Raw genomic sequence first — 19,171 nt, forward strand, 5'->3', positions numbered from 1 at the left:
GGCACGGCGGTTGGAAGATGAGGAGAGAGCATGTTGGACGACATCAAGAAGGCCAAGACCATCGCGAATGTGGCACCCCTGCGCAACGTCATGCTGTTGGGGGCGGCCATCCAGCAGCTGCGGGATCGCGACCCTGACTTGCCGGGGATGGGCTGCTTCCACGGGTTTTCGGGCTACGGAAAATCCAGCGCGGCCATCTACAACGCGCAGGTCTATAACGCTTGCTGGGTCGAGGTTAAATCGGTCTGGACGCGCAAAGTGCTGGTGACGAAGATCGTCAAGGCGCTTGGCATGGAGCCGAGTGGGCAGATCAGCGACATGGTTGAGCAGATCGGCGAGGAGCTGGCAAAGTCCGGCCGCCCGCTGCTGATCGACGAGGCTCACAAACTTTGCCGTGATGACATGATGGGCGTGATCCACGACATCTACATCAGCTCGCTTGGCAGCGCGATGATCCTGATCGGGGAAGAGGTCCTGCCCCAGCGGCTGCGCCGTTGGGAGCGTGTCCACAACAGGATCGGCGCCTGGCCCGCGGCGCAACCCGCCGATCTGCGCGAGACCAGGGTGCTGGCTCAACTTAAGCAACCGCAGCTGACCCTGCCGGATGATGTGCTGCAAGTCGTGCTCGAAAAGTCCGCCGCGAACTTTCGGCGCGTCGTGGCCAACCTGAACCAGGTCAATCTGTATTCGCTGACCTCTGGTCGGTCCGAAATCACCATGGCTGATGTGCCCAAGATCGAATTCTTCCTCGGCGAAGCGCCGACTCCGCGGAGGGGCATGGCATGACGCGCGCGTCGTTCACGGGGCGGCGCCCGGCCGATCAAGTTGGTGCCGGTCGGCAGGAGATGTGGCTGGCGATGAAAGCCAACCCGAAGGCGATTACGACCAAGGCCATCGTTGAAGCCACCGGGCTCGGAAAATCCTCGGTACTGCGGTATCTGAAAGCGTTGACCACTGCCGGTTACCTGAAGGCCCGGGAAACCGAAAATGGGCAACAGGGGTGCTGGGAGCTGATCCTTGACACCGGCTATCATGCTCCGCGGCTGCGGTCTGATGGCAGCAAGGTCACCCACGGCGAGAATTACGAGCAGCTGTGGCGCGGCATGTACATGCTCAAGACGTTCAGCGCGCGCGACCTGATCCAGCACGCCAGCGTCGAAATCCCCGAGTCGACCGCGCGCGACTACTGCAAGCGGCTTTTGGCGGCGGGCTATCTGCAGGTCAAGACCAAGGCCGATCCGCACCGGGCGCAGCTCGCCAGCTATCGGTTGATCCGCAACCGCGGCCCCAAGGCGCCGCAGATCCAGCGTGTGCAACAGGTGTTTGACCCCAACTCGCGCGAAACTTTTGCGCTTGGGGGTGGCAAATGACCGGTCCGATAGAGACGGCGCGCGAGCATTGGGGCGCGGATATGCCGGATTGGGTGTCCCTGCTGGCTGCTCAATGCGCGGAATCGAGCCAGAACAAAGTCGCGAAGCGCCTTAACCGCTCGGCGGCTCTGGTGTCGGCCGTGCTGCGCAACCGCTACGAGGGCGACATGGGCGCCGTCGAGGAGGTCGTGCGCGGCGTCTTCGAGCTGGCCACGGTCAGCTGCCCGGCGCGGGGCGAGCTGCAGACGAACATCTGCCGCGACTGGCAGCTGGCGGCGCGCAAGTACTCGGACATCAACAGCGAGATGATCCGGATGTATCGCGCCTGCAATCGCTGCCCGCGCTATCGCGCCGAGGGCACGAAATGAACGAGCACATCGTCATGCGGGCCGTCTGCGCCTACCACAAGGTCACGCCCGCCGCCCTGCTGGAGCGCACCAAGGTGGCCTCGATCGTCTGGCTGCGCCACGAGCTGATCTATCTGCTGCGGTCACACACCAATCTCGGGTGGCTGCTGATCGGCAAGTTTGTCGGCGGCCGAGACCAGGCGACCGTCAAGAACTCTGTCGAGCAGGTGACGGAACGCATCCTGAGCGATCCGACCTATGCCGCCCATGTCGAGAACCTGTCGCGCTTTGTGCAGCAATTCGCCCAGGCCAGCCCGGAGCCTGCCCTTGCGCTGGCACGGCGGATGATCGGGGCCGATGCGCTTGGCCGCGAGGATGCAGAACGGGCGGGCATGTGCCTGCTCACCGCGGCCTCGATCCTGGGCAACACCGACCTGTCCGACGCCGAGGCGCGGCAGGCGGCGCTGGTCGTGCTGGGGAGCCTCGCCAATGTCGCGTGATCCCGCCGCGCCGATGGACGATCGTCAGATGATCGAAATGGCCGCCCGCGCCATCGGGCGCATCGACCGGGACGGGCTGCGCGGCGTGACGCTGGTCTCGACCGAGCAGATCTGGGCCATGGCGCTGACGCTGGTGCGCCTTGGACTTGTGGCCGTGCCGCCCGGGGAGCCGACTCCGGATGTGCTGATCGTGCCGCCCCCGACCAATCCCTGAACCAAGGAGAGCAAGATGGAAGACCGCATGTGGATCAATTCCGAAGGGCACCATGTCCCCGATGGTCTGGTCAGTGACGCCGACAAGATGAAGGACGAGCTGGTGCGCAGGCTCCACGCCAAGTCCGACAGCGTTCGGGACCTGATGGTCGCGCTGAAGGCCGAGTGCTTTGCCGAAGTGCAGGCGGCGCGCGAGCTGCTGTTCGAGAAGTATGGCGCCAAGATCGGCGGGGCCAAGGGCAACTTCAGCCTGACCAGCTTCGACGGCAAGCTGTCGATCGAGGTCAAGGTCACCGACCGGATCAGCTTCGGCGCCGAACTGCAGGCGGCAAAGGCGCTGATCGACGAGTTCATCGAATTGAACGCCGCCGATGCCAACGACAACATCCGCGCCCTGGTCGAGCATGCGTTCCAAGTGAACAAGGCCGGGCGGCTCGACACCGGGCGCATTCTCAGCCTGCGAAAGCTGCAGATGAAGGACCGCGACGGCAATCCGGACGCGAAATGGGCGGCTGCGATGCAAGCCATCTCGGACGCGGTGCAGGTGCATGGCTCGGCCACCTATCTGCTGTTCAAGGAGCAGGACAAGCGCGGCGCCCTGGTCACCAAGACGCTCGATTTCGCGGCGCTTTGAGGGGGCGGTTATGATCGAGCTGAAGCCGATTTCCACGGCACCAAAGACCGGCACAAACTGGATCGCCTATGCGTTCTTGGGCTGGTGCCCCCACGAAACCGCCGTCGATGGCGGAGACTGGCGTGTCTGCTGGTGGGAACCGGCGATCAAAGGCGGCTGCTGGTGGGGGGATCGAGACCTTCCCGAAAACCCGACCCTTTGGACCGAGTTGCCCCCGGTACCGAGCAACGGGGGGCGGAAATGATGTTCCTGCTCACCGCCGAGGACGAAAACATGCGCCTCAAATCCTATTCTGCCACCATCAAAGGCAAGATTTCGGTGATGAAAATCGAGATCGAATACTCCGGCCATGATGAGTTCAACTGGGCGCTCCACAACCTTAGACAGATAGAAGCTGCGCAGAAGGCGGCGAAGCCAGCGAAGGAGAAATCCCTCAAAGCCCCGGTCCAACGGTTGGCGCTGCCTGCCCCGGCCAAGGCGCTGCCGCCCCCGAAAGGCGGTGAAGCATGAGCGGGGTGGAGCGTCAATTCTGGGAGAGCTTCGAAGGCTGGGCGCGGCGGCGCATAGCGCAGCGGTTGGAGATGGTTGCGGTTCTGCGCCAATATCATGCGCTCTACCCGGTGCGGCGGGCGCATCTTAAGGCGGCGCATGGGCAGATCGAGGGCGCGCGCGAGGTTCGCCTTGGGCTTTCCGCCTCGGTGGCGCGCGGTTCGGCGCAGGGCTTGCCAAGATGAGCGCGAAATGGCGCTGCCAGTTGTGCTGGGGCAATCCCTACACCTCGCCGCCGCCCGGCGTGTCGCGCATTGCCATGTCTGTTCTATGTGACCGGCCCCACCCGATCCCGGACGAGATCGAGCAGATGTCAGGGCTGGGCACGGAATACGGCCCTGGCAGCGGCTGGACCATCCGCTGGGAAATGATCGAGCAGCGCCCCGTCCGCCGGTGGAGCCAAGAGGCGCGGGCCAAGGTCCGCAAGAACAACCTTCGCAAGCGCATGGAGGCGAAGTTCCCCCTGTTTGCCGAGGATTTCATCGCGGCCGAGATCGCGCGCCGCCCCAGCTATTTCGATGGTTCCTATGACATCCGCCCTTAATCTTCAGCGCATGATCCATGTCGGCTGCAAGCAGCTCGGGCTGGACGAGGACACGCGGCACGATCTGCAGCTTGTCGTGACCGGCAAGGCCAGCATGGCCGAGATGACCGAGGCGGATCTTGTCCGCGTCGTCGACGCGCTGAAGGCGCGCGGGTTTCAGCCCTTCGGCAAGGCCACGTTCAAGGGTCGTAAAAGCGGCGTGAAAGGTGCCGTGAAACCCGCCGCGAGCCGGGCCGATCTGCGCTTCGTGCATGTGCTCTGGCGCAAGCTTGGCGAGGCCGGTGCGGCGAAGAAGCCGGGCCGTGACGGGCTGAACGCCTTCATCCGCTCGCGGTTCGAGGGCAAGTGGCAGTCGGTGCCGATCGATGTCGATGCCCTGCGCGACGCCGCGCAGATCAACGACGTGATCCGCGCGCTGAAGGACATGTGCAAGCGCGCCAACGTGGTGATCAAATGACCATGCTGCACACCTTCCATGCGCTGCGGCCGGTCGGTGGGTTCGAGCTGATCATGGCTGATCCGCCTTGGAACTACGAGATGTGGTCCGAAAATGGCGAAGAGAAAAGCCCCCAGGCTCATTACCGCACGATGTCGATCGACGCCATCAAGGCGCTGCCGGTTGAGGCGCTGGCGGCGCGCAATTGCCTGCTGTGGCTCTGGGCGGTCGGGCCGCTGCTGCCCGAGGCGCTGGAGGTGATCACCGCCTGGGGCTTTCGCTACAAGACGCAAGGCGAATGGGCGAAGCTGACCAAGAACGGCAAGCAGACGTTTGGCACCGGATACATCCTGCGCAATGCCGGAGAGCCGTTTCTGATCGCGACGCGCGGTGCCCCAAAGACCACGAAGTCGGTGCGAAACGTGATCTTTGGCGTGGCGCGAGAGCATAGCCGCAAGCCGGTCGAGGCCTTTGTCGAAGCTGAAAAGCTGATGCCGCACGCACAGCGGCTCGAGCTTTTCAGCCGGGAGGTCAGACAGGGCTGGACCAGCTGGGGCGACGAAGTCGGTAAGTTCGAGGGAGTGATGGCATGAAACGGGTTCGGGTGTCTGATCATGCGGTGCTGCGCTACCTGGAGCGCCATGGCGGCTTCGAAATCGAGAAGCTGCGCCGGTCGATGGAACTGCGGTTGACGCCGCTGGCGCAGACGGGCGCGGCGCGTATCAAACTGGATGGCCTGGTGTTTGTCCTGCGCCGGAGCGCAGACGGCGGCAAGACGGTGGCGTCAGTCCTTGACCCCCAAAACGCCATCCCGCGGATCGAGCGAGACGACCCCCATGACTGATCGCGCGGCCCCGGCCGCTCCGGCCCATGTCGAGCCCTTCGTGCGTGTCCTCGGCGAGGCCGAGGCGATCCGCTTCCTTCTGACCTTCGGCGGAGCGGAACTCTATTTGGCGAACTCGCCCAAGGGCCGCTCGCGCCTGGCCGAGGAATTCGGCGTCGAGCGCGCGACAGAGATCGCCCGTGCCGCCGAGCATCTGCCGCGCCGGGTGCCGCTGGCCAAAGAGTGGATTGCCGCCGTCTGGTCCAATCAGGGTTTGACGGATGCCGAAATTGCCCGCAGATTGCACGTGACCGATGTGACCGTGCGCGCGTGGCGGGCCAAGAAGCCATGGCGTGGCCTGCGCAAGGCAAAGTCAGCAGATCCCCGACAGCTTCCCCTGCTCTGACCCCCGCAAGGTCTTGCGGATGTATTGAGCGCCCCCGTCGCCCGATAACGGACATGGGGCGCGTGGCCCCATGTTTTGTGGGGATCATCCATGCGTATCAAGGCGCACAAGCTGGACGGCGTCGAGTACCGGGCCGCGGCGAATATCGGCTCCGAAATCGTGCCGACGATCGTCGTGCTGCATGACACCGCAGGGCCGCTGACCAAAGGCAGTTCGGCGTCCTATCTCGCCTCGAAAAACACCGCAGGCGTCAGCGTGCATTTCGTGGTCGAGACCGACGGCACCATCACGCAGCTTGTGCCCGTGAACCGCCGCGCCAACCATGCAGGGGCTTCGATCTACCACGGCCGCGAATACTGCAACGCATTTTCGATCGGCATCGAGATCATCAACCCGGGCCGGATGGAGCCGGTCGAAGCCCGCGATGGCATCGTGCGCGGGCGTGCCTGGTGGGGACAGCTGTTCGAGGACCCGGTTGGGATCCTTGGCCTTGTGCGCAAGGCGACGCCGCAGCATGGCGACGGTGTCTGGATGCCCTATCCGCAGGCGCAACTGGAGTCCGTCGTGGCGCTTTTGTCGGCGCTGTTCGATAAAATCCTGACCCTCGAAGCCATCACGACGCACTGGTACGTCAGCCCCGGCCGGAAGGTTGACGTTAACCCGCTGTTCCCGCTCGACCAGGTGCGCGCGCGAGTGCTGGGCGATCATCACCCCGAAGACGCTGACGCCATCGAGGCCTCGGAGCCCGCCCCGGCGCAGCAAGAGGTTCAGGTGGCAGCTGCGGGCGGTCTGAATCTGCGGTCCTGGCCGAGCTGGAACCCGAACGTCATCACCTCGATCCCCGACTGCACAGTCCTACCCGTGCTGCGCTCCGGCACCTTCAATGGGCGGCTGTGGCATCGCGTGATCTACGGCGGCCGCGAAGGCTGGATCCTCGCCTCCTACACCAAACCCATGTCGAACAAAGAGGCCTGACATGAATGATCTGCTACCCCAACTGCAATCCGAGATCCTGCCGCTGGTGCTGCAGGTGATTTCCGCCATTGTCGGCCTGATCGTCGCGTGGGCCGCGGCCACCGCGAAGCAGCGCTGGGGGATCGAGATCGAGGGCCGCCACCGGGAGGCGCTGCACAGCGCCATCATGTCCGGGGTCCGCGGCGCCCTCCTGGCCCGGCTGCCGCGCGCGGCCGTGATCTCGGCCGCGCTGGACTACACGCGGGCCAGCGTGCCCGATGCGCTCAAGGCCCTGCAGCCGAATGATGCGGTGCTGATCGGTCTTGCCGAGGCGAAGCTGAATGAGGTGCTCGATCAGGGCGCTGGCGGGCCGGTGGTCGGGGGCGGCGCATGAGTGGCGAGGTGCTGAACATCTCGCCCATCGTGGTCTGGGCCGTCGCGCTGTCGCAACTGCTGACCTTTGGCCTGACGGTCTGGAACCTGATGGCATCGGGCAGCCGCGCCAATGCCAAGCGCCTTGCCGAGCAGGCGGCGGTGCTTGACGCCCACAACCTGCGCATCACCGGCCTTGAAACCGGCCGCTCCCAGCTGCCGTCGAACAAGGATCTGCACGAGCTCGAAATCGCGATGGAGCAGCTGCGCGGCGAAATGAAGGCGATGACGGCGGCAATGGCCGGTCAGGCCGGGATCATGGAGCGCCTTGAGCAGATCGTGGCGCGGCACGAGCAACACCTTTTGGACGGGGGCAAGCGATGAGCGATTACCTCAAGACCATCAATCGGCACCGCCGGTTGGCGATCCTGCGGCATCTGGAGGCGATTCCGGAATACACCGGCAATGCCTCGATCCTGCAGGATGTTCTGCGGGGGCTTGGCCTCACCTCGTCGCGCGACCAGATCGTGACCGAACTGGCGTGGCTGCGCGAACAGGGCTTCGTCTCCTTCGATCCGGCGGCGGATTTCGTGGTGGTGACGGCGACGGCGCGCGGTGTCGATATCGCGCGCGGGCTTGCCACCCACCCCGAGATCCAGCGGCCCAGCCCGAAGGTCTGACATGCCGCCGCCCCGCAAGATCGATCTGTTGCCGCAGGAGCTGCGCGCGTGGCTGCAAGAAGAGCTGCGCGCCCGGGGCTTCGGTCAGTACGAGGAGCTGGCCGAGGCGCTGAACTTCCGGCTGGAAGAGGCCGGGCTTGACCTGCGGATCCGCAAGTCGGCCATCCATGCCTGGGGCACCGAATATCAGGAGTTCGTCCGGCTGCAGGAGCAGGCGTCCGACTGGGCCAAGGAATGGCTGGGCGACATGGGGATGGAAGATCAGGCGCAGCGCCAGAACGTGCTGTTCCAGATGCTGACCACGCTCGCGTTCAAGGTGATGCAGGCCGAGGTGTCCAAAGAGGGCGCCGAGATCAGCCCGCAGAACCTGCACTTCCTCGCCCGGATGATGAAGGACGTCATGTCGTCGTCGGGCATCGTCCAGGCGATGCAGGAGAAAGAGAAGAAGGCGCAGGCGGCCAAGCTGGATGCCGCCGTCAACACGGGCGACATCGATGCCGAGGCGGCCGAGAAGGCCCGCCGCATTCTGGGGTTCGCGTGATGGCGGGGCTCACGACGATCGCTGAGGTGCGTCGCCGGATGCAAGCCCGGGTGGTGCCCTCCCATCCGCTGGATGTGCTCGAACCGGTGCAGATCACCTCGGAACTGCTGAACGTCGGCTACTCGCCCCGCACCGCCGCAAATGCGGCAGAGATCGCATATTCCGTCGCGGCGTCGCTGCGCACAGGGCGCGCTGTGCCGCCGCGCTGGGGGTGGGGTGACTGATGACTGACATTGGCGTCGCCTTGGGAGACCTCCGTGGGCCGTATCTTCATTGCACCGAATGCGGGGAGCCGGTGCGCTGGAAAAGGAAAGTCTGATGGGTGCGCTGGGATCGAAGTTGCGGACACTCGAAGGTGGTGGACTGATGTTTCGTTGCCCGGGCTGCGGCGAAACGCATGCAGTGCGGGTCGGCGAAGGGTCCGGCCCGCGCTGGGGCTGGAACGGCTCCGGTGATGCCCCGACGTTTACGCCTTCGATCCTTGTGACGTGGAGTGAGCCGAGCGATGTTCCGGAGGAATTTGACGACACATCGAAGGACATCAAGCGCATCTGCCATTCGTTCGTGACCGATGGCCGCATCCAGTTCCTGAGCGATTGCACCCACGCACTCTCCGGACAAACGGTTGATCTGCCGAACTGGACGGAAGGCACATGAGCGCCGTCAACCCGATCTCTCCCGTCGTGCAGTTCCTGCCCTATCAGCGGGCATGGATCGCCGACGACAGCCGCTTCAAGATCGGCATGTTCAGCCGCCAGACCGGCAAGACCTTCAGCACCTGCGGCGAGTGCGTCGATGATTGCTTCACCGCCTGGAAGGACGATCGCAAGACGCGCTGGGTGATCCTGTCGCGCGGCGAGCGGCAGGCGGCCGAGGCGATGACCGAGGTGATCAAGCCGTTCACGAAGGCCTTTTACGAGGTCTACAATACCCTCGTGAAAGGGGGTGAACCCCGCTTTGAAGAGGGCGAGTTTCGCGCGCCCCAGGAGCGGGGACCGGACGCGGTCTACAAGGCGCTCGAAGTCGCCTTCCCGAACGGCTCGCGCATCACGGCACTGCCCGCGAACCCCGACACCGCCCGCGGCTTTTCCGCAAACGTGATCCTCGACGAATTTGCTTTCCACGCCAAATCGCGCGAGATCTGGGCCGCGCTCTTCCCGGTGATTTCGAAGGGGCGGCAGAAGCTGCGGGTGATTTCGACCCCGAACGGCAAGGGCAACAAGTTCTACGAGCTGATGACGGCCGAGGGCTCGGTCTGGTCGCGCCACATCGTCGATATCTACGAGGCTGTGCGGCAAGGCCTTGACCGTGACATCGACATGCTGCGCGCGGGGATGGCAGACGAGGATGCCTGGGCGCAGGAATACGAACTGAAGTGGCTCGACGAGGCCAGCGCCTGGCTCGATTACGACCTGATCTCGTCCTGCGAACACCCCGACGCTGGCATCCCAGAGCTTTACATGGGCGGGCCGTGCTTCGTCGGCGTCGATATCGCCGCGCGCAACGACCTCTTCGTGATCTGGGTGCTGGAGCTGGTCGGCGATGTGCTGGTGACCCGTGAGGTGATCGCCCGCCGCCGGATCTCGTTCTTCGAACAAGACGCGCTGCTCGATGACGTGATGGCCCGCTATCGCGTGGTGCGGGTCCGGATGGACCAGACCGGCATGGGCGAAAAGCCGGTCGAAGATGCCAAGCGCCGTCACGGGCAGCTGCGCGTCGAAGGCATCCTGTTCTCAAGCGCGGCCAAGCTCGACATGGCGACGGCGCTCAAGGAGAGCATGCAGGATCGCAAGACCCGCCTCCCGGCAGGCGACCCGGTGCTGCGCGCCGATCTGCATTCGGTCAAGAGCCAGGTGGGGATCAGCGGCACGCGACGGCTGGTGGCGGATGGCGAGAGCGATGGCCACGCGGACCGGTTCTGGGCGGCGGCGCTGGCCTGTTCGGCAGCGCAGGGGGGCACGCCGACTTACAGCTACCGTCCGGTCAAGCAGGCTGAAGACGCTGGGAAAGGGCTTGGCTTTGGCAGCGCCGAAGGGTGGCGCCGCCCGCTCGGGGCGCGTCTGCGCGGCCGGTTGTGATGAAGGGAGAAAACCATGGCGCGTCTTCTGGGGCCTGACGGACAACCCGTCGATCCGGTGAAGCTGAAATCCGAAATCGCCGGAGCAAAGATCGCGACGGTGCGATCGCCGCTCTCGTCCTATCCGGCGGATGGGCTGGAGCCGGTGCGGCTGGCCAATATCCTGCGCGAGGCGGATGCGGGGCATCCGGTGCGCCAGCTGGAGCTTTACGAGGCGATCGAGGAGCGCGACCCGCATTACATCGGTGTGCTCGGCACCCGGCGCCGGTCGGTCAGCCAGATCCCGATCACGATCGAGGCGGCCTCGGACAGCCCCGAAGACGAAGCCCGGGCGCAGATGGTGCGCGATTGGCTTGCCCGGGACGAGCTGACCGAGGAGGTCTTCGACATCCTGGACTGCATCGGCAAGGGTTACAGCTTTACCGAGATCATCTGGGACACCTCCGAGGGGCAATGGATGCCCGCAAAGCTCGAATGGCGCGACCCGCGCTGGTTCCGCTTCGATCGGCTGGCGCTCAAGACGCCGATGCTGATCACCGGATCTCTGGCCGAAGAGCCGCTGCCCTGGGGCAAGTTCATCTTTGCGAAGATCGCCGCCAAGTCCGGTCTGACGCTGCGCTCCGGCCTGACCCGCGTCGCGGCGTGGGGCTACATGTACAAGATGTTCACCCAGAAGGACTGGGCCATCTTCACGCAGAACTATGGCCAGCCCATCCGCGTCGGGCGGTTTTCGCCGCAGGCCACCGAGGAGCAGCAAGACACGCTTTATCGGGCGGTCGCGCAGATCGCCGGGGATTGCGGTGCGATCATCCCCGAAGACATGCGGATCGACTTCATCGAGTCGGGCAACCTTGGGGCCGCGGCTGGGCTCTACAAGGAGCGCGCCGACTGGCTCGATCAGCAGATCTCGAAAGCCGTGCTCGGTCAGACCGCAACCACGGATGCGGTGGTCGGCGGGCTCGGATCTGGCAAGGAACATCGCGCCGTTCAAAAGGATATCGAAACGGCGGATGCAAAGGCTTTGGCCGCGATCCTGAACCGCGATCTGATCCGGCCGTGGATGCAGCTCAACTTCGGCCCGCTGAAGCGCTACCCGCGCCTGAAGATCGAGCAGCCGGAACAGGAAGACCTGAAGGCGATGTCCGAGGCTATCGTGCCGCTGATCGACCGAGGGCTGGAAATCGATCAGGCGACGATCATGGGCAAGTTCGGCCTGCCCGAACCGAAACCGGGGGCAAAACTGCTGCGACCGCAGTCTGGGGCGCCGGTCGCACCGGTCGAAAGCCCGCTGGCCGCGCCGTTGAACGGTCAAAGCGCGGTTTTTGAACGGTCTGCGCCATCGGCGGGGATCACGACAGCCCTGCAGGCGGAAGGCGCGTCTGCGGCGAAGCCACGCGATGGGTCGAATGACGCCGCCCCGGCGCTTGGCGACCGGGCCGCGATCGAGGCACAAGCACCGATGGAAGCGATGCTGGGCCAGATCGAGGCGATGCTGCAGACCGCGGGCAGTCTGGAGGAGTTCCGGACGATGTTGCTGGCCGCGTTCCCGAAGCTCGACAGTGGACCGCTGGCCGGTGTGCTGGCGCAGGCGCTGACCGTGGCGAATGCGACAGGCCGCGCTGATGTCGAGGCCGAGAATGGCTGAGGTCGGCGCCAGCTTCGGCAAGCCCTTCGATCTGCAGCTGGCGGCACTGCGGCTGCGACTGGCAAATCAGGTCGGCACCGCCGCCTGGGACGATCTGGTCAAGGCGCAACATGATCGCGCCTTTGTTGTCGCCGGGGCGATGAAGGCGGACTTGCTGGCGGATCTGGCGACGGCGGTCGAGAAGTCGATTGCCCAGGGCACGACGCTGGAGGAGTTCCGGCGCGACTTCCGCGGCCTGGTCGCGAAGCATGGCTGGCACGGCTGGACCGGCGAGGGCAGTGCCAAGGGCGAGGCTTGGCGGACCAAGGTGATCTACCGCACCAACATGGCGACCAGCTATGCCGCCGGGCGGTGGGCGCAGCTGATGTCGATGCCCTATCTGATCTATCACCACGGCAACGCCCGCGAACCGCGGTTGGAGCATCTCGCCTGGGACGGTCTGGTGCTGCCGCGCGATCATGCTTTCTGGCAGACCCATGCCCCCGTCAACGATTGGGGCTGCACTTGTTACCTCTCGGGTGCCAGATCCTTGGAGGCCGCGCGGCGGCGCGGTGGTGATCCGGACAAGGCTTTGCCCGCCGGATGGGATGCGATCGATCCGCGGACCGGGGCGCCGAAAGGGATTGGCAAGGGATGGGATTATGCGCCCGGGGCGTCGGTCTCTGACCTTGTGCCCCAGATGGAGCAAAAGGCCGCAAAAATGCCGGAACCCCTGGCGCAGGATTTTCGCGAGCATCTTGCAAAGCTTCCGCTCTCCAGCGGCGGGGCGGCGATGGTTTATCGCACCATGGAGCCGACCTCTGACACAGAAGCCATCAGCGCGCGCGCCAAAGAGGCGCGCATGGCGATCAAGACCGGGCATGACGGTGTCTCGCCTGAGGGATATTTCGGCATGACGCGAGCGGGGATCGAGGCCGTGGAGCGGTTCGCGCTGCCGCCGCTGAGATATTTCGGGGTGACCGAGAGCTATCCCTATGCGATCAGGGGCAATGTGCCAAAGCACCTTGCCCTGTTTCATGAGCCAATGCGGTCGATCACCTTCCCCGCCGCCACGACGGAACTTTTGACCATCGCGGACACGCCTTCAGCTGACAGGGTCACCGGTTGGGCGGGGCGGCTTGGGGCGGTTTCCGCCGAGGTGCGCGCACTGTCCAGCGGTACTTATCCCGGGTGGTCAGTCTACAAGAACCCTGCCGACATAGCCGCCCACGAGTTTGGGCATTATACGCATGCGCACTACCAGAGCGAGATCGACGCGCTCATCGAGCGACATCGCATGTTCGACGATGGCTGGGCCTATCTGCTTTCGGACTATGCAACCACGGATCGGTTCGAGTTTTTCGCGGAAGCATTCACCTTGTATCTGCGCTACACTTCGGGCCACTCTCGTCTCCATCCTGCCCTGCTGGACTATTTCCGGCGTCGCGATAGGTCGCTGAAATGACAACCTCGATTGGCAAAGCTCAGGAACTGATCCGATCCGTCGCCGATCACGCTGATCCTGTTGCCGAGTTGCAGCGCATCATTGACGAGGCTCCTCCCGAAGATGTGCCATTCCTGAACCAGATGGGGGAGGCGCTCTGGAATGCGATGAACCGCCTGGCCGCTGAACGAGGCCGGAAGTGATCACCATCGAATTCCGTGACGGCGAGATCCTGGCGGGCATCGACCGGCTGCAGGATCAGCTGGGCGACATGACCAGTTTCATGGATGACCTCGGCGAATTGCTGGTAGCTTCGACGAAGGCGCGATTTCCTGCAGGTACGGCGCCAGATGGCATTGCCTGGGTGCCGAACTCACCGGCCACGCTCGCCCGCAAGTCCGACAGCCGCCCGCTTTTTGGCACCTCTGGCAGCTTGAACAGTCAGATCTTCGCGACGACCGGTCCTGATTTCGTGCGGGTCGGTTCGAACCGCGTGCAGGCCGCGATGATGCAGTTCGGCGGCTCGAAGTCGGTCTATGCCCACCTTTGGGGCGACATCCCGGCGCGGCCCTATCTGGGCCTTTCGGACGAGGACAAGGAAAACATCCTGGCCGAAACCAACGATTGGCTATCGGGCGCGTTTTCCGGCGATTGACAGACGCCCCATTGCCCGCGCAGGCTGCGCGGGACAGGCATAATCTGACCACCCCGCAAGGTGTTGCGGATTATTTGCCCGCCGCGCAGCCGTCATGGTGGTCCCATGACGCACAAACCCTCCACCTCCCTCGCGCTCTGCGCTGCCCAGCCGCTCCCCGAAGGGGATGCGCCGGAATGGGTGCATCTGCTGCCCTCGGCTGGCGGAACGATCGGCACCCACGATGGCCGCGGCCCGTATCGGGTCACTGACCCGGCCGCGATCATAGCCGCATCGCTGCAGGCCGATGCGCGTGACGCTGGCGGGCTGATCGTCGACGAAAACCATGCGGCAGATCTGGCCGCCCCCCTTGGTCTGCCGTCGCCCGCCCGCGGGCGCATCGTCGCCATGGAAGCCCGCCCCGACGGTGTCTGGGGTCAGGTCGAGTGGAACCAGACCGGGGCCGCGCTGCTTGCTGAGCGGGCGTATCGCGGGATCTCGCCCGTCATCATCTATGCCGCGGACGGCACGGTGCGCCGGATCGCCCGAGCCTCCCTGGTCAATTACCCCAACCTGCGCGGCCTCGTCGCGCTCAACTCGGAGTCCGACATGGATCTGACGAAACTGGCGCGTGCGCTCGGCCTGGCCGAGACCGCGACGCTCGAAGAAATCATCGCCGCGGTCGAAGCCCTGACCGGGGCGAAAGGTGAGGGCGAAGGCGACATCGCCTTGCAGTCCGAGCTGGGCACGATCCTGGGCGTCGATGGCAACCGCGAGGCGCTGATCGCTGCCGCGCGCTTGGCGGTCTCGGGCAAGGACACGCTGATCGCGCTGCAGGCGCAGGTGACGGCGCAGGCGGCCGAACTGAAAGGCATCCGCGAAGCGGCGACCCGCTCGGCGTCCGAGGCCTTCGTGGATGGTGAAATCGCCCGTAAGCGGGTCGGTCTGAACGCCGCGAACCGGGCCGAGTTCATCGCGCTGCACATGTCGCAGCCCGAGACGGCGCGCAAACTGATCGAAGGCATGCCGGTGGCGGGCGAGACCCACACCGCGCAGCTGCCGAGCGCGATCAAGACCGGCGGCGAGTTCCTGTCGCTGAACGCCGAACAGCAGGGGCGCGTGCTGCATGACAAGGCGAAAGCCTTCCAGACCGAACAGGCCGGGAAAGGCCTTTCGGTGAGCATGATCGACGCCATCCAGCATGTGAAAAAGGAGATGCGGCTGTGATCCCCACCTTGATCCGGGCCTATGAGGCCAGCGCCGCGATCGGCGCGTACAAGATCGCCAAGTTTTCCGACGCGGCGGCCAGCACCAAGATCGGCCCGGCCGCTGCCAATACCGATCCGGTGCTGGGCGTGACCGGCCAGTTCGGCGGTGCGGCGGGCGACATGGTCGATGTCACGCAAAGCGGTATCGGTCAGGTCACGCTCGGCGGCACCGTCACCGCGGGCGCCGAGCTGACCGCGGATGCCAACAGCAACGCCATCGCCGCCGTGCCCACCGCCGGTGTCTTCATGTCCGTTGTCGGCAAGGCGCTCGCCCCCGGCGTTGCGGGCGACGTCATCGAAATTCTGGTCGGTCCGCGCGCGTTCTACCGCGGCGCCTGATCCCCCAACAGTCAAGAGGTTCCCATGGCCACCAGCCGCCCGTTCGTCGTCGATGCCACGCTTACCGCCGTGGCGATCGGCTTCAAGAATGGCTCCGCGATGCGGATTGCCGACAAGGTTCTGCCGCGCCTGCCGGTGTCGAACGAAAAGTTCAAATACACGGTCTACCCGATCAGCGAGGCCTTCAACACGCCCGACGCGCGTGTCGGGCGCAAGGGCGCGGTCAAGCAGCTCGAGTTCAGCGGCACCGAGGTGACCTCGGACGTGGTTGATTACGGTCTCGACAGTCCGATTCCGCAATCGGACATCGACGCTGCGAATGCCGCCAGGGCCGAGGGCCGCACGATCTATGACCCCGAGGCCCACGCGGCCGAGATGCTGACCGAGACCATCGAAAACATCCGCGAAGCGCGGGCGGCGAACATGGTCTTCAACGCGGCCTCCTATGCCGCGAGCCGCCGGATCACGCTGTCGGGCACGTCGCAGTTTTCGGACTATGCGAACTCCGACCCGATCGGTGTCATCGCGGCGGGGATGGATGCGACGCTGGTTTATCGGCCCAACACCGTTGTGATGGGGCGCGCGGTCTGGTCGAAGCTGTCCTCGCACCCGAAGATCGTCAACGCCGTCAAGGGCAACGTGTCGAACCAGGGCCGCATCTCGATCGATCAGCTCAAGGAGCTCCTGGCGGGCGACGGGATCACCGAGGTCTTGGTCGGCGATGCCTGGGCGAACACGGCCAAGCCGGGCCAGAACCCGGCGCTCGCGCGCACCTGGGGCAACCACTTGGCGCTCCTGCACATCAACCCGTTGGCGAGCGTCGAGCAGGGTGGCATCACCTTCGGCTTCACCGCGCAGTTCGGCGACCGGCTGGCCGGGCGGATCGAGGATCCGGATATCGGCCTTCAGGGCGGTTTCCGCATCCGCGTCGGCGAGCGGGTGCGCGAGCTGATCTCGGCGCAGGACGTCGGCTACTTCATCCAGAACGCCATCGCCTGATTGGCCTGATGTGAACACGGCGCGGCGCCCCTCGCGCCGTGCCCCCACCCACCCAGAGGACTTGAAGATGGCCAAGAAGCCCGAACCCGCCGCCGAAACCGGCACCGTCACCGCCAAAGTCATCGACGCGCTCGCCCACGACGGCGAGACCTATGGCCCCGGCGATACCGTCGAACTGCCCACCGCCGAAGCGTTCAAGCTGCGCAGCCTTGGCGTGGTGGCCTTCGACGATGAAGCGACGGCCCCCGCGCCGCCCACCACGGCGACCTGAGATTTCAGGCAGCGAGCAAACGTCCTTTCCTCAGCGTGAGGCCGCAAGGCCAAGCAACAGCGCAAAAACACGGGCGTGACAGCCGGGAGAGACCGGCACCAACCTTCAGGATCGGCACCCATGACCTATGCGACGCAACAGCAGATGATCGACCGGTACGGCACCTCGGCGCTGGTGATGCTGACCGACCGCGCCGAATTTGCCACCGGCGTGATCGATGCCGCGATGATCGATCGGGCGCTGGCCGATGCCGATGCCATGATCGACGGCTATCTGCGGGGGCGCTATGACACGGTGCCATTGGACCCTGTCCCGCCCCAGTTGCCGCCGATTGCGCAGGCCCTGGCCTATTGGTCGCTGCATCTGACCGAGCCCGACGGCAAGACCAAGGCCGATTACGACACCGCCCTGCGCATGCTCAAGGACATCGCCGATGGCCGCTTGAAGCTGGCCGTGGCAGGCGCCGAACCTCAGACCACGGCGGCGAGCGGTGTGCGGATGACCGATCGTTCCCGGCCACTGTCGGCTGATGCCATGAAGGGCTTCATCTGATGGCCGATGTGGAAGACATTATCTCCCGGCTCAAGGATCGCGTGGATGGCTTGGGCGGCCGCGTCTGGGGGGCCGCCGAATTCGGCGCGCTGACCGCAACCGGGCAGCTGCCCCAGGTTACCCCCGCAGCCCATGTCATCCCGACCGGCATCAAGGGCGGCTCGCAGGCGGCACGCACCGGCGCCTACGTCCAGCCGATCGAGCGCCTCTATTCCGTGGTCCTGACCGTCAAGGCCGGGGATGCCTCGGGCGCCCGGGCGCTGCCGGCGATTGGCGAGCTGATTGACGCCATCATCGCCGCGTTGGCGGGCTGGGATTGGTGCGGTCGCGTAGGGGTGATGACGTTCCGCAACTGCACTCTGAGCCGCGCCGCCGCGGGCGCCTTTGCCTACGACATTTCGTTTTCGATCACCGATCAGCTGAGGTTCATCCCGACATGAGCAAGACCAAAACCGCTGCCGCGCGGCCCGCACAGCCCTATCCGGACCGCGGCGGATCGTTCCTTCTGGACGAGGTTGCAGGGACCCTCACGCCTGTCTTGTCACCTGCCGAAACGGCGGATGAAGCCCCCGTTCAAGACCCCGTTGAAATCGTGGCTGAGCCCACCCCCGAACAGGAGCCGCGCTGATGTCGGACCGTCTGACCCGCCGCACCGCCATCATGGCAAAACTGGAGTCGGTTTACGGCACCGCCGAAACGACCTTCGCAGCGACCGATGCAATCTTGCTTGTCGATCAGCCTGATTTCCAGATCGAGCCGGACACCGTACCGCGCAACCTCGTGCTGCCGTGGCTCGGCAGCTCCGAAGAACTTCCCGGGCCGCGCCGCGCACGGTTGAAGTTCAAGGTGGAACTGGTCGGCTCGGGTGCTGCGGGCACCCCGCCCGCGTGGGGCAAGCTGTTGCGCGGCTGCGGGTTCGCCGAAACCATCGTGGCTGGCTCCCGAGTCGAATATACGCCCGTCAATGCGGGTTTCGAAGGGCTGACCTTCCGGTTTTTCCGCGATGGCGTGCGCTATGTGGCGCGCGCGGGGCGGGGCACGGTCAAGCTCAATCTGGCCGCCTTCACCGTGCCCACGGCCGAGTTCGACTTCATGGCCCTCGATGTCGATACGGTTGCGGCCAGCGTCCCGGCCATTGATCTGTCGGCGTTCATCGGCCCGGAGGTGGTGTCAGACGTCGCTGCCGGTGTCCTTTCGATGGGTTCGACAATGGCCCTGGGCGTTGTGTCAGGGGGCACGGTCCTGGCATCGAAAGGCCTCTCGATCGACGTGGGCAACAAGCTGGCTCATTCCAAGCTCCTCGGGGGCGAGTCGATCAAGATCACCGGCCGCGCGGTTTCTGGGCAGCTGTCTGCCGATCTGGACGCCGCTGCCGAGATCGCGTGGCGCACAGACGTGAACGCCAACACCCTGGCCTCGATCGGCTTTCAGCATGGGTCTGCGGCGGGAAAACGCATCGGTGTGTTCGGTGGGCGGGTGCAGCGTACCACGCCCCAAGCGATCGATGCCGATGGTAGCGTGATGATCCAGACCGATCTGCGCTTCCTGCCGGGCCTGACCGGAGCCCCTGAAATCACCATCGTGGCGAGGTAAG

General features: G+C 65.1%; 33 protein-coding genes. All 33 read left to right on the forward strand.

Features of this window, described 5'->3' with window-relative positions:
* The first annotated feature begins 30 nt into the window (after positions 1-30).
* The 33 genes from ACTTAI_RS13195 (at position 31) to ACTTAI_RS13355 (ending at position 19,170) form a co-directional block, all read left to right on the forward strand.
* Positions 31-786, forward strand: a complete 756-nt coding sequence (locus ACTTAI_RS13195) for an AAA family ATPase (RefSeq protein ID WP_444452007.1) — start codon at positions 31-33, stop codon at positions 784-786.
* Positions 783-1,370 carry a helix-turn-helix domain-containing protein gene (locus ACTTAI_RS13200; RefSeq protein WP_444452008.1) on the forward strand — a complete coding sequence of 196 codons (588 nt, stop codon included), beginning with the start codon at positions 783-785 and terminating at the stop codon, positions 1,368-1,370. Before ACTTAI_RS13195 ends, ACTTAI_RS13200 begins: the two co-directional genes overlap by 4 nt.
* Complete coding sequence (locus ACTTAI_RS13205) at positions 1,367-1,738, forward strand: hypothetical protein (protein ID WP_444452009.1); 372 nt, start codon at positions 1,367-1,369, stop codon at positions 1,736-1,738. The genes ACTTAI_RS13200 and ACTTAI_RS13205 overlap by 4 nt, the downstream gene beginning before the upstream one ends.
* On the forward strand, positions 1,735-2,217 hold the full coding sequence (locus ACTTAI_RS13210) for a helix-turn-helix domain-containing protein (RefSeq protein ID WP_444452010.1): 483 nt from the start codon (positions 1,735-1,737) through the stop codon (positions 2,215-2,217). Before ACTTAI_RS13205 ends, ACTTAI_RS13210 begins: the two co-directional genes overlap by 4 nt.
* Positions 2,207-2,431, forward strand: coding sequence for a hypothetical protein (locus tag ACTTAI_RS13215; protein ID WP_444452011.1), 225 nt, complete (start codon positions 2,207-2,209; stop codon positions 2,429-2,431). Before ACTTAI_RS13210 ends, ACTTAI_RS13215 begins: the two co-directional genes overlap by 11 nt.
* A 15-nt stretch (positions 2,432-2,446) precedes the next feature.
* Entirely contained in the window at positions 2,447-3,064 is a 618-nt protein-coding gene (locus tag ACTTAI_RS13220; RefSeq protein ID WP_444452012.1) for a DUF3164 family protein, read from the forward strand.
* A gap of 10 nt (positions 3,065-3,074) precedes the next feature.
* Positions 3,075-3,308, forward strand: coding sequence for a hypothetical protein (locus ACTTAI_RS13225; RefSeq protein ID WP_444452013.1), 234 nt, complete (start codon positions 3,075-3,077; stop codon positions 3,306-3,308).
* Positions 3,305-3,574 (forward strand): hypothetical protein, encoded by a 270-nt coding sequence (locus ACTTAI_RS13230; RefSeq protein ID WP_444452014.1) that lies wholly within the window; start codon positions 3,305-3,307, stop codon positions 3,572-3,574. Before ACTTAI_RS13225 ends, ACTTAI_RS13230 begins: the two co-directional genes overlap by 4 nt.
* Positions 3,571-3,798: a hypothetical protein gene (locus ACTTAI_RS13235; RefSeq protein WP_444452015.1), complete on the forward strand. Its 228-nt coding sequence runs from the start codon at positions 3,571-3,573 to the stop codon at positions 3,796-3,798. Before ACTTAI_RS13230 ends, ACTTAI_RS13235 begins: the two co-directional genes overlap by 4 nt.
* Positions 3,795-4,157, forward strand: coding sequence for a hypothetical protein (locus ACTTAI_RS13240; RefSeq protein ID WP_444452016.1), 363 nt, complete (start codon positions 3,795-3,797; stop codon positions 4,155-4,157). The genes ACTTAI_RS13235 and ACTTAI_RS13240 overlap by 4 nt, the downstream gene beginning before the upstream one ends.
* Complete coding sequence (locus tag ACTTAI_RS13245) at positions 4,141-4,614, forward strand: phage protein GemA/Gp16 family protein (protein ID WP_444452017.1); 474 nt, start codon at positions 4,141-4,143, stop codon at positions 4,612-4,614. Before ACTTAI_RS13240 ends, ACTTAI_RS13245 begins: the two co-directional genes overlap by 17 nt.
* The gene (locus tag ACTTAI_RS13250) at positions 4,611-5,186 is read left to right on the forward strand and encodes an MT-A70 family methyltransferase (protein WP_444452018.1); all 576 of its coding nucleotides are present in this window, start codon (positions 4,611-4,613) and stop codon (positions 5,184-5,186) included. Before ACTTAI_RS13245 ends, ACTTAI_RS13250 begins: the two co-directional genes overlap by 4 nt.
* On the forward strand, positions 5,183-5,437 hold the full coding sequence (locus ACTTAI_RS13255; protein ID WP_444452019.1) for a hypothetical protein: 255 nt from the start codon (positions 5,183-5,185) through the stop codon (positions 5,435-5,437). The genes ACTTAI_RS13250 and ACTTAI_RS13255 overlap by 4 nt, the downstream gene beginning before the upstream one ends.
* Entirely contained in the window at positions 5,430-5,822 is a 393-nt protein-coding gene (locus tag ACTTAI_RS13260) for a helix-turn-helix domain-containing protein (protein WP_444452020.1), read from the forward strand. Before ACTTAI_RS13255 ends, ACTTAI_RS13260 begins: the two co-directional genes overlap by 8 nt.
* A 90-nt stretch (positions 5,823-5,912) precedes the next feature.
* Complete coding sequence (locus ACTTAI_RS13265) at positions 5,913-6,797, forward strand: N-acetylmuramoyl-L-alanine amidase (protein WP_444452021.1); 885 nt, start codon at positions 5,913-5,915, stop codon at positions 6,795-6,797.
* Position 6,798: 1 nt separating this feature from the next.
* Positions 6,799-7,170, forward strand: coding sequence for a hypothetical protein (locus tag ACTTAI_RS13270; protein WP_444452022.1), 372 nt, complete (start codon positions 6,799-6,801; stop codon positions 7,168-7,170).
* Entirely contained in the window at positions 7,167-7,532 is a 366-nt protein-coding gene (locus ACTTAI_RS13275; RefSeq protein WP_444452023.1) for a DUF2730 family protein, read from the forward strand. Before ACTTAI_RS13270 ends, ACTTAI_RS13275 begins: the two co-directional genes overlap by 4 nt.
* Complete coding sequence (locus ACTTAI_RS13280) at positions 7,529-7,828, forward strand: VpaChn25_0724 family phage protein (RefSeq protein WP_444452024.1); 300 nt, start codon at positions 7,529-7,531, stop codon at positions 7,826-7,828. The genes ACTTAI_RS13275 and ACTTAI_RS13280 overlap by 4 nt, the downstream gene beginning before the upstream one ends.
* A gap of 1 nt (position 7,829) precedes the next feature.
* On the forward strand, positions 7,830-8,369 hold the full coding sequence (locus tag ACTTAI_RS13285; RefSeq protein ID WP_444452025.1) for a phage protein Gp27 family protein: 540 nt from the start codon (positions 7,830-7,832) through the stop codon (positions 8,367-8,369).
* Positions 8,366-8,593, forward strand: coding sequence for a hypothetical protein (locus tag ACTTAI_RS13290; protein WP_444452026.1), 228 nt, complete (start codon positions 8,366-8,368; stop codon positions 8,591-8,593). The genes ACTTAI_RS13285 and ACTTAI_RS13290 overlap by 4 nt, the downstream gene beginning before the upstream one ends.
* Before the next feature lie 94 nt (positions 8,594-8,687).
* Entirely contained in the window at positions 8,688-9,026 is a 339-nt protein-coding gene (locus ACTTAI_RS13295; protein ID WP_444452027.1) for a DUF6527 family protein, read from the forward strand.
* Positions 9,023-10,447 carry a terminase large subunit domain-containing protein gene (locus ACTTAI_RS13300; protein WP_444452028.1) on the forward strand — a complete coding sequence of 475 codons (1,425 nt, stop codon included), beginning with the start codon at positions 9,023-9,025 and terminating at the stop codon, positions 10,445-10,447. Before ACTTAI_RS13295 ends, ACTTAI_RS13300 begins: the two co-directional genes overlap by 4 nt.
* A gap of 15 nt (positions 10,448-10,462) precedes the next feature.
* Positions 10,463-12,091: a DUF935 domain-containing protein gene (locus tag ACTTAI_RS13305; protein WP_444452029.1), complete on the forward strand. Its 1,629-nt coding sequence runs from the start codon at positions 10,463-10,465 to the stop codon at positions 12,089-12,091.
* A complete protein-coding gene (locus ACTTAI_RS13310) occupies positions 12,084-13,535 on the forward strand; it encodes a phage minor head protein (protein WP_444452030.1) in 1,452 nt (483 codons plus the stop codon). Before ACTTAI_RS13305 ends, ACTTAI_RS13310 begins: the two co-directional genes overlap by 8 nt.
* The gene (locus ACTTAI_RS13315) at positions 13,532-13,717 is read left to right on the forward strand and encodes a hypothetical protein (protein WP_444452031.1); all 186 of its coding nucleotides are present in this window, start codon (positions 13,532-13,534) and stop codon (positions 13,715-13,717) included. The genes ACTTAI_RS13310 and ACTTAI_RS13315 overlap by 4 nt, the downstream gene beginning before the upstream one ends.
* Entirely contained in the window at positions 13,714-14,169 is a 456-nt protein-coding gene (locus ACTTAI_RS13320) for a phage virion morphogenesis protein (RefSeq protein WP_444452032.1), read from the forward strand. Before ACTTAI_RS13315 ends, ACTTAI_RS13320 begins: the two co-directional genes overlap by 4 nt.
* Positions 14,170-14,274: 105 nt before the next feature.
* On the forward strand, positions 14,275-15,375 hold the full coding sequence (locus ACTTAI_RS13325; protein ID WP_444452033.1) for a phage protease: 1,101 nt from the start codon (positions 14,275-14,277) through the stop codon (positions 15,373-15,375).
* On the forward strand, positions 15,372-15,755 hold the full coding sequence (locus ACTTAI_RS13330; RefSeq protein ID WP_444452034.1) for a hypothetical protein: 384 nt from the start codon (positions 15,372-15,374) through the stop codon (positions 15,753-15,755). The genes ACTTAI_RS13325 and ACTTAI_RS13330 overlap by 4 nt, the downstream gene beginning before the upstream one ends.
* A 24-nt stretch (positions 15,756-15,779) precedes the next feature.
* The gene (locus ACTTAI_RS13335; protein ID WP_444452035.1) at positions 15,780-16,754 is read left to right on the forward strand and encodes a major capsid protein; all 975 of its coding nucleotides are present in this window, start codon (positions 15,780-15,782) and stop codon (positions 16,752-16,754) included.
* Between the two features lie 67 nt (positions 16,755-16,821).
* Positions 16,822-17,025, forward strand: a complete 204-nt coding sequence (locus ACTTAI_RS13340; protein ID WP_444452036.1) for a hypothetical protein — start codon at positions 16,822-16,824, stop codon at positions 17,023-17,025.
* A 120-nt stretch (positions 17,026-17,145) separates the two neighbouring features.
* Entirely contained in the window at positions 17,146-17,577 is a 432-nt protein-coding gene (locus tag ACTTAI_RS13345; protein WP_444452037.1) for a gp436 family protein, read from the forward strand.
* Positions 17,577-18,017, forward strand: coding sequence for a phage tail terminator protein (locus ACTTAI_RS13350; protein ID WP_444452038.1), 441 nt, complete (start codon positions 17,577-17,579; stop codon positions 18,015-18,017). Before ACTTAI_RS13345 ends, ACTTAI_RS13350 begins: the two co-directional genes overlap by 1 nt.
* Before the next feature lie 187 nt (positions 18,018-18,204).
* Positions 18,205-19,170: a phage tail tube protein gene (locus tag ACTTAI_RS13355; protein WP_444452039.1), complete on the forward strand. Its 966-nt coding sequence runs from the start codon at positions 18,205-18,207 to the stop codon at positions 19,168-19,170.
* The last annotated feature ends 1 nt before the right edge of the window (position 19,171 follow it).

This window comes from Rhodobacter capsulatus, from assembly GCF_052363175.1.
GTDB classification, from domain to species: domain Bacteria; phylum Pseudomonadota; class Alphaproteobacteria; order Rhodobacterales; family Rhodobacteraceae; genus Rhodobacter; species Rhodobacter capsulatus_D.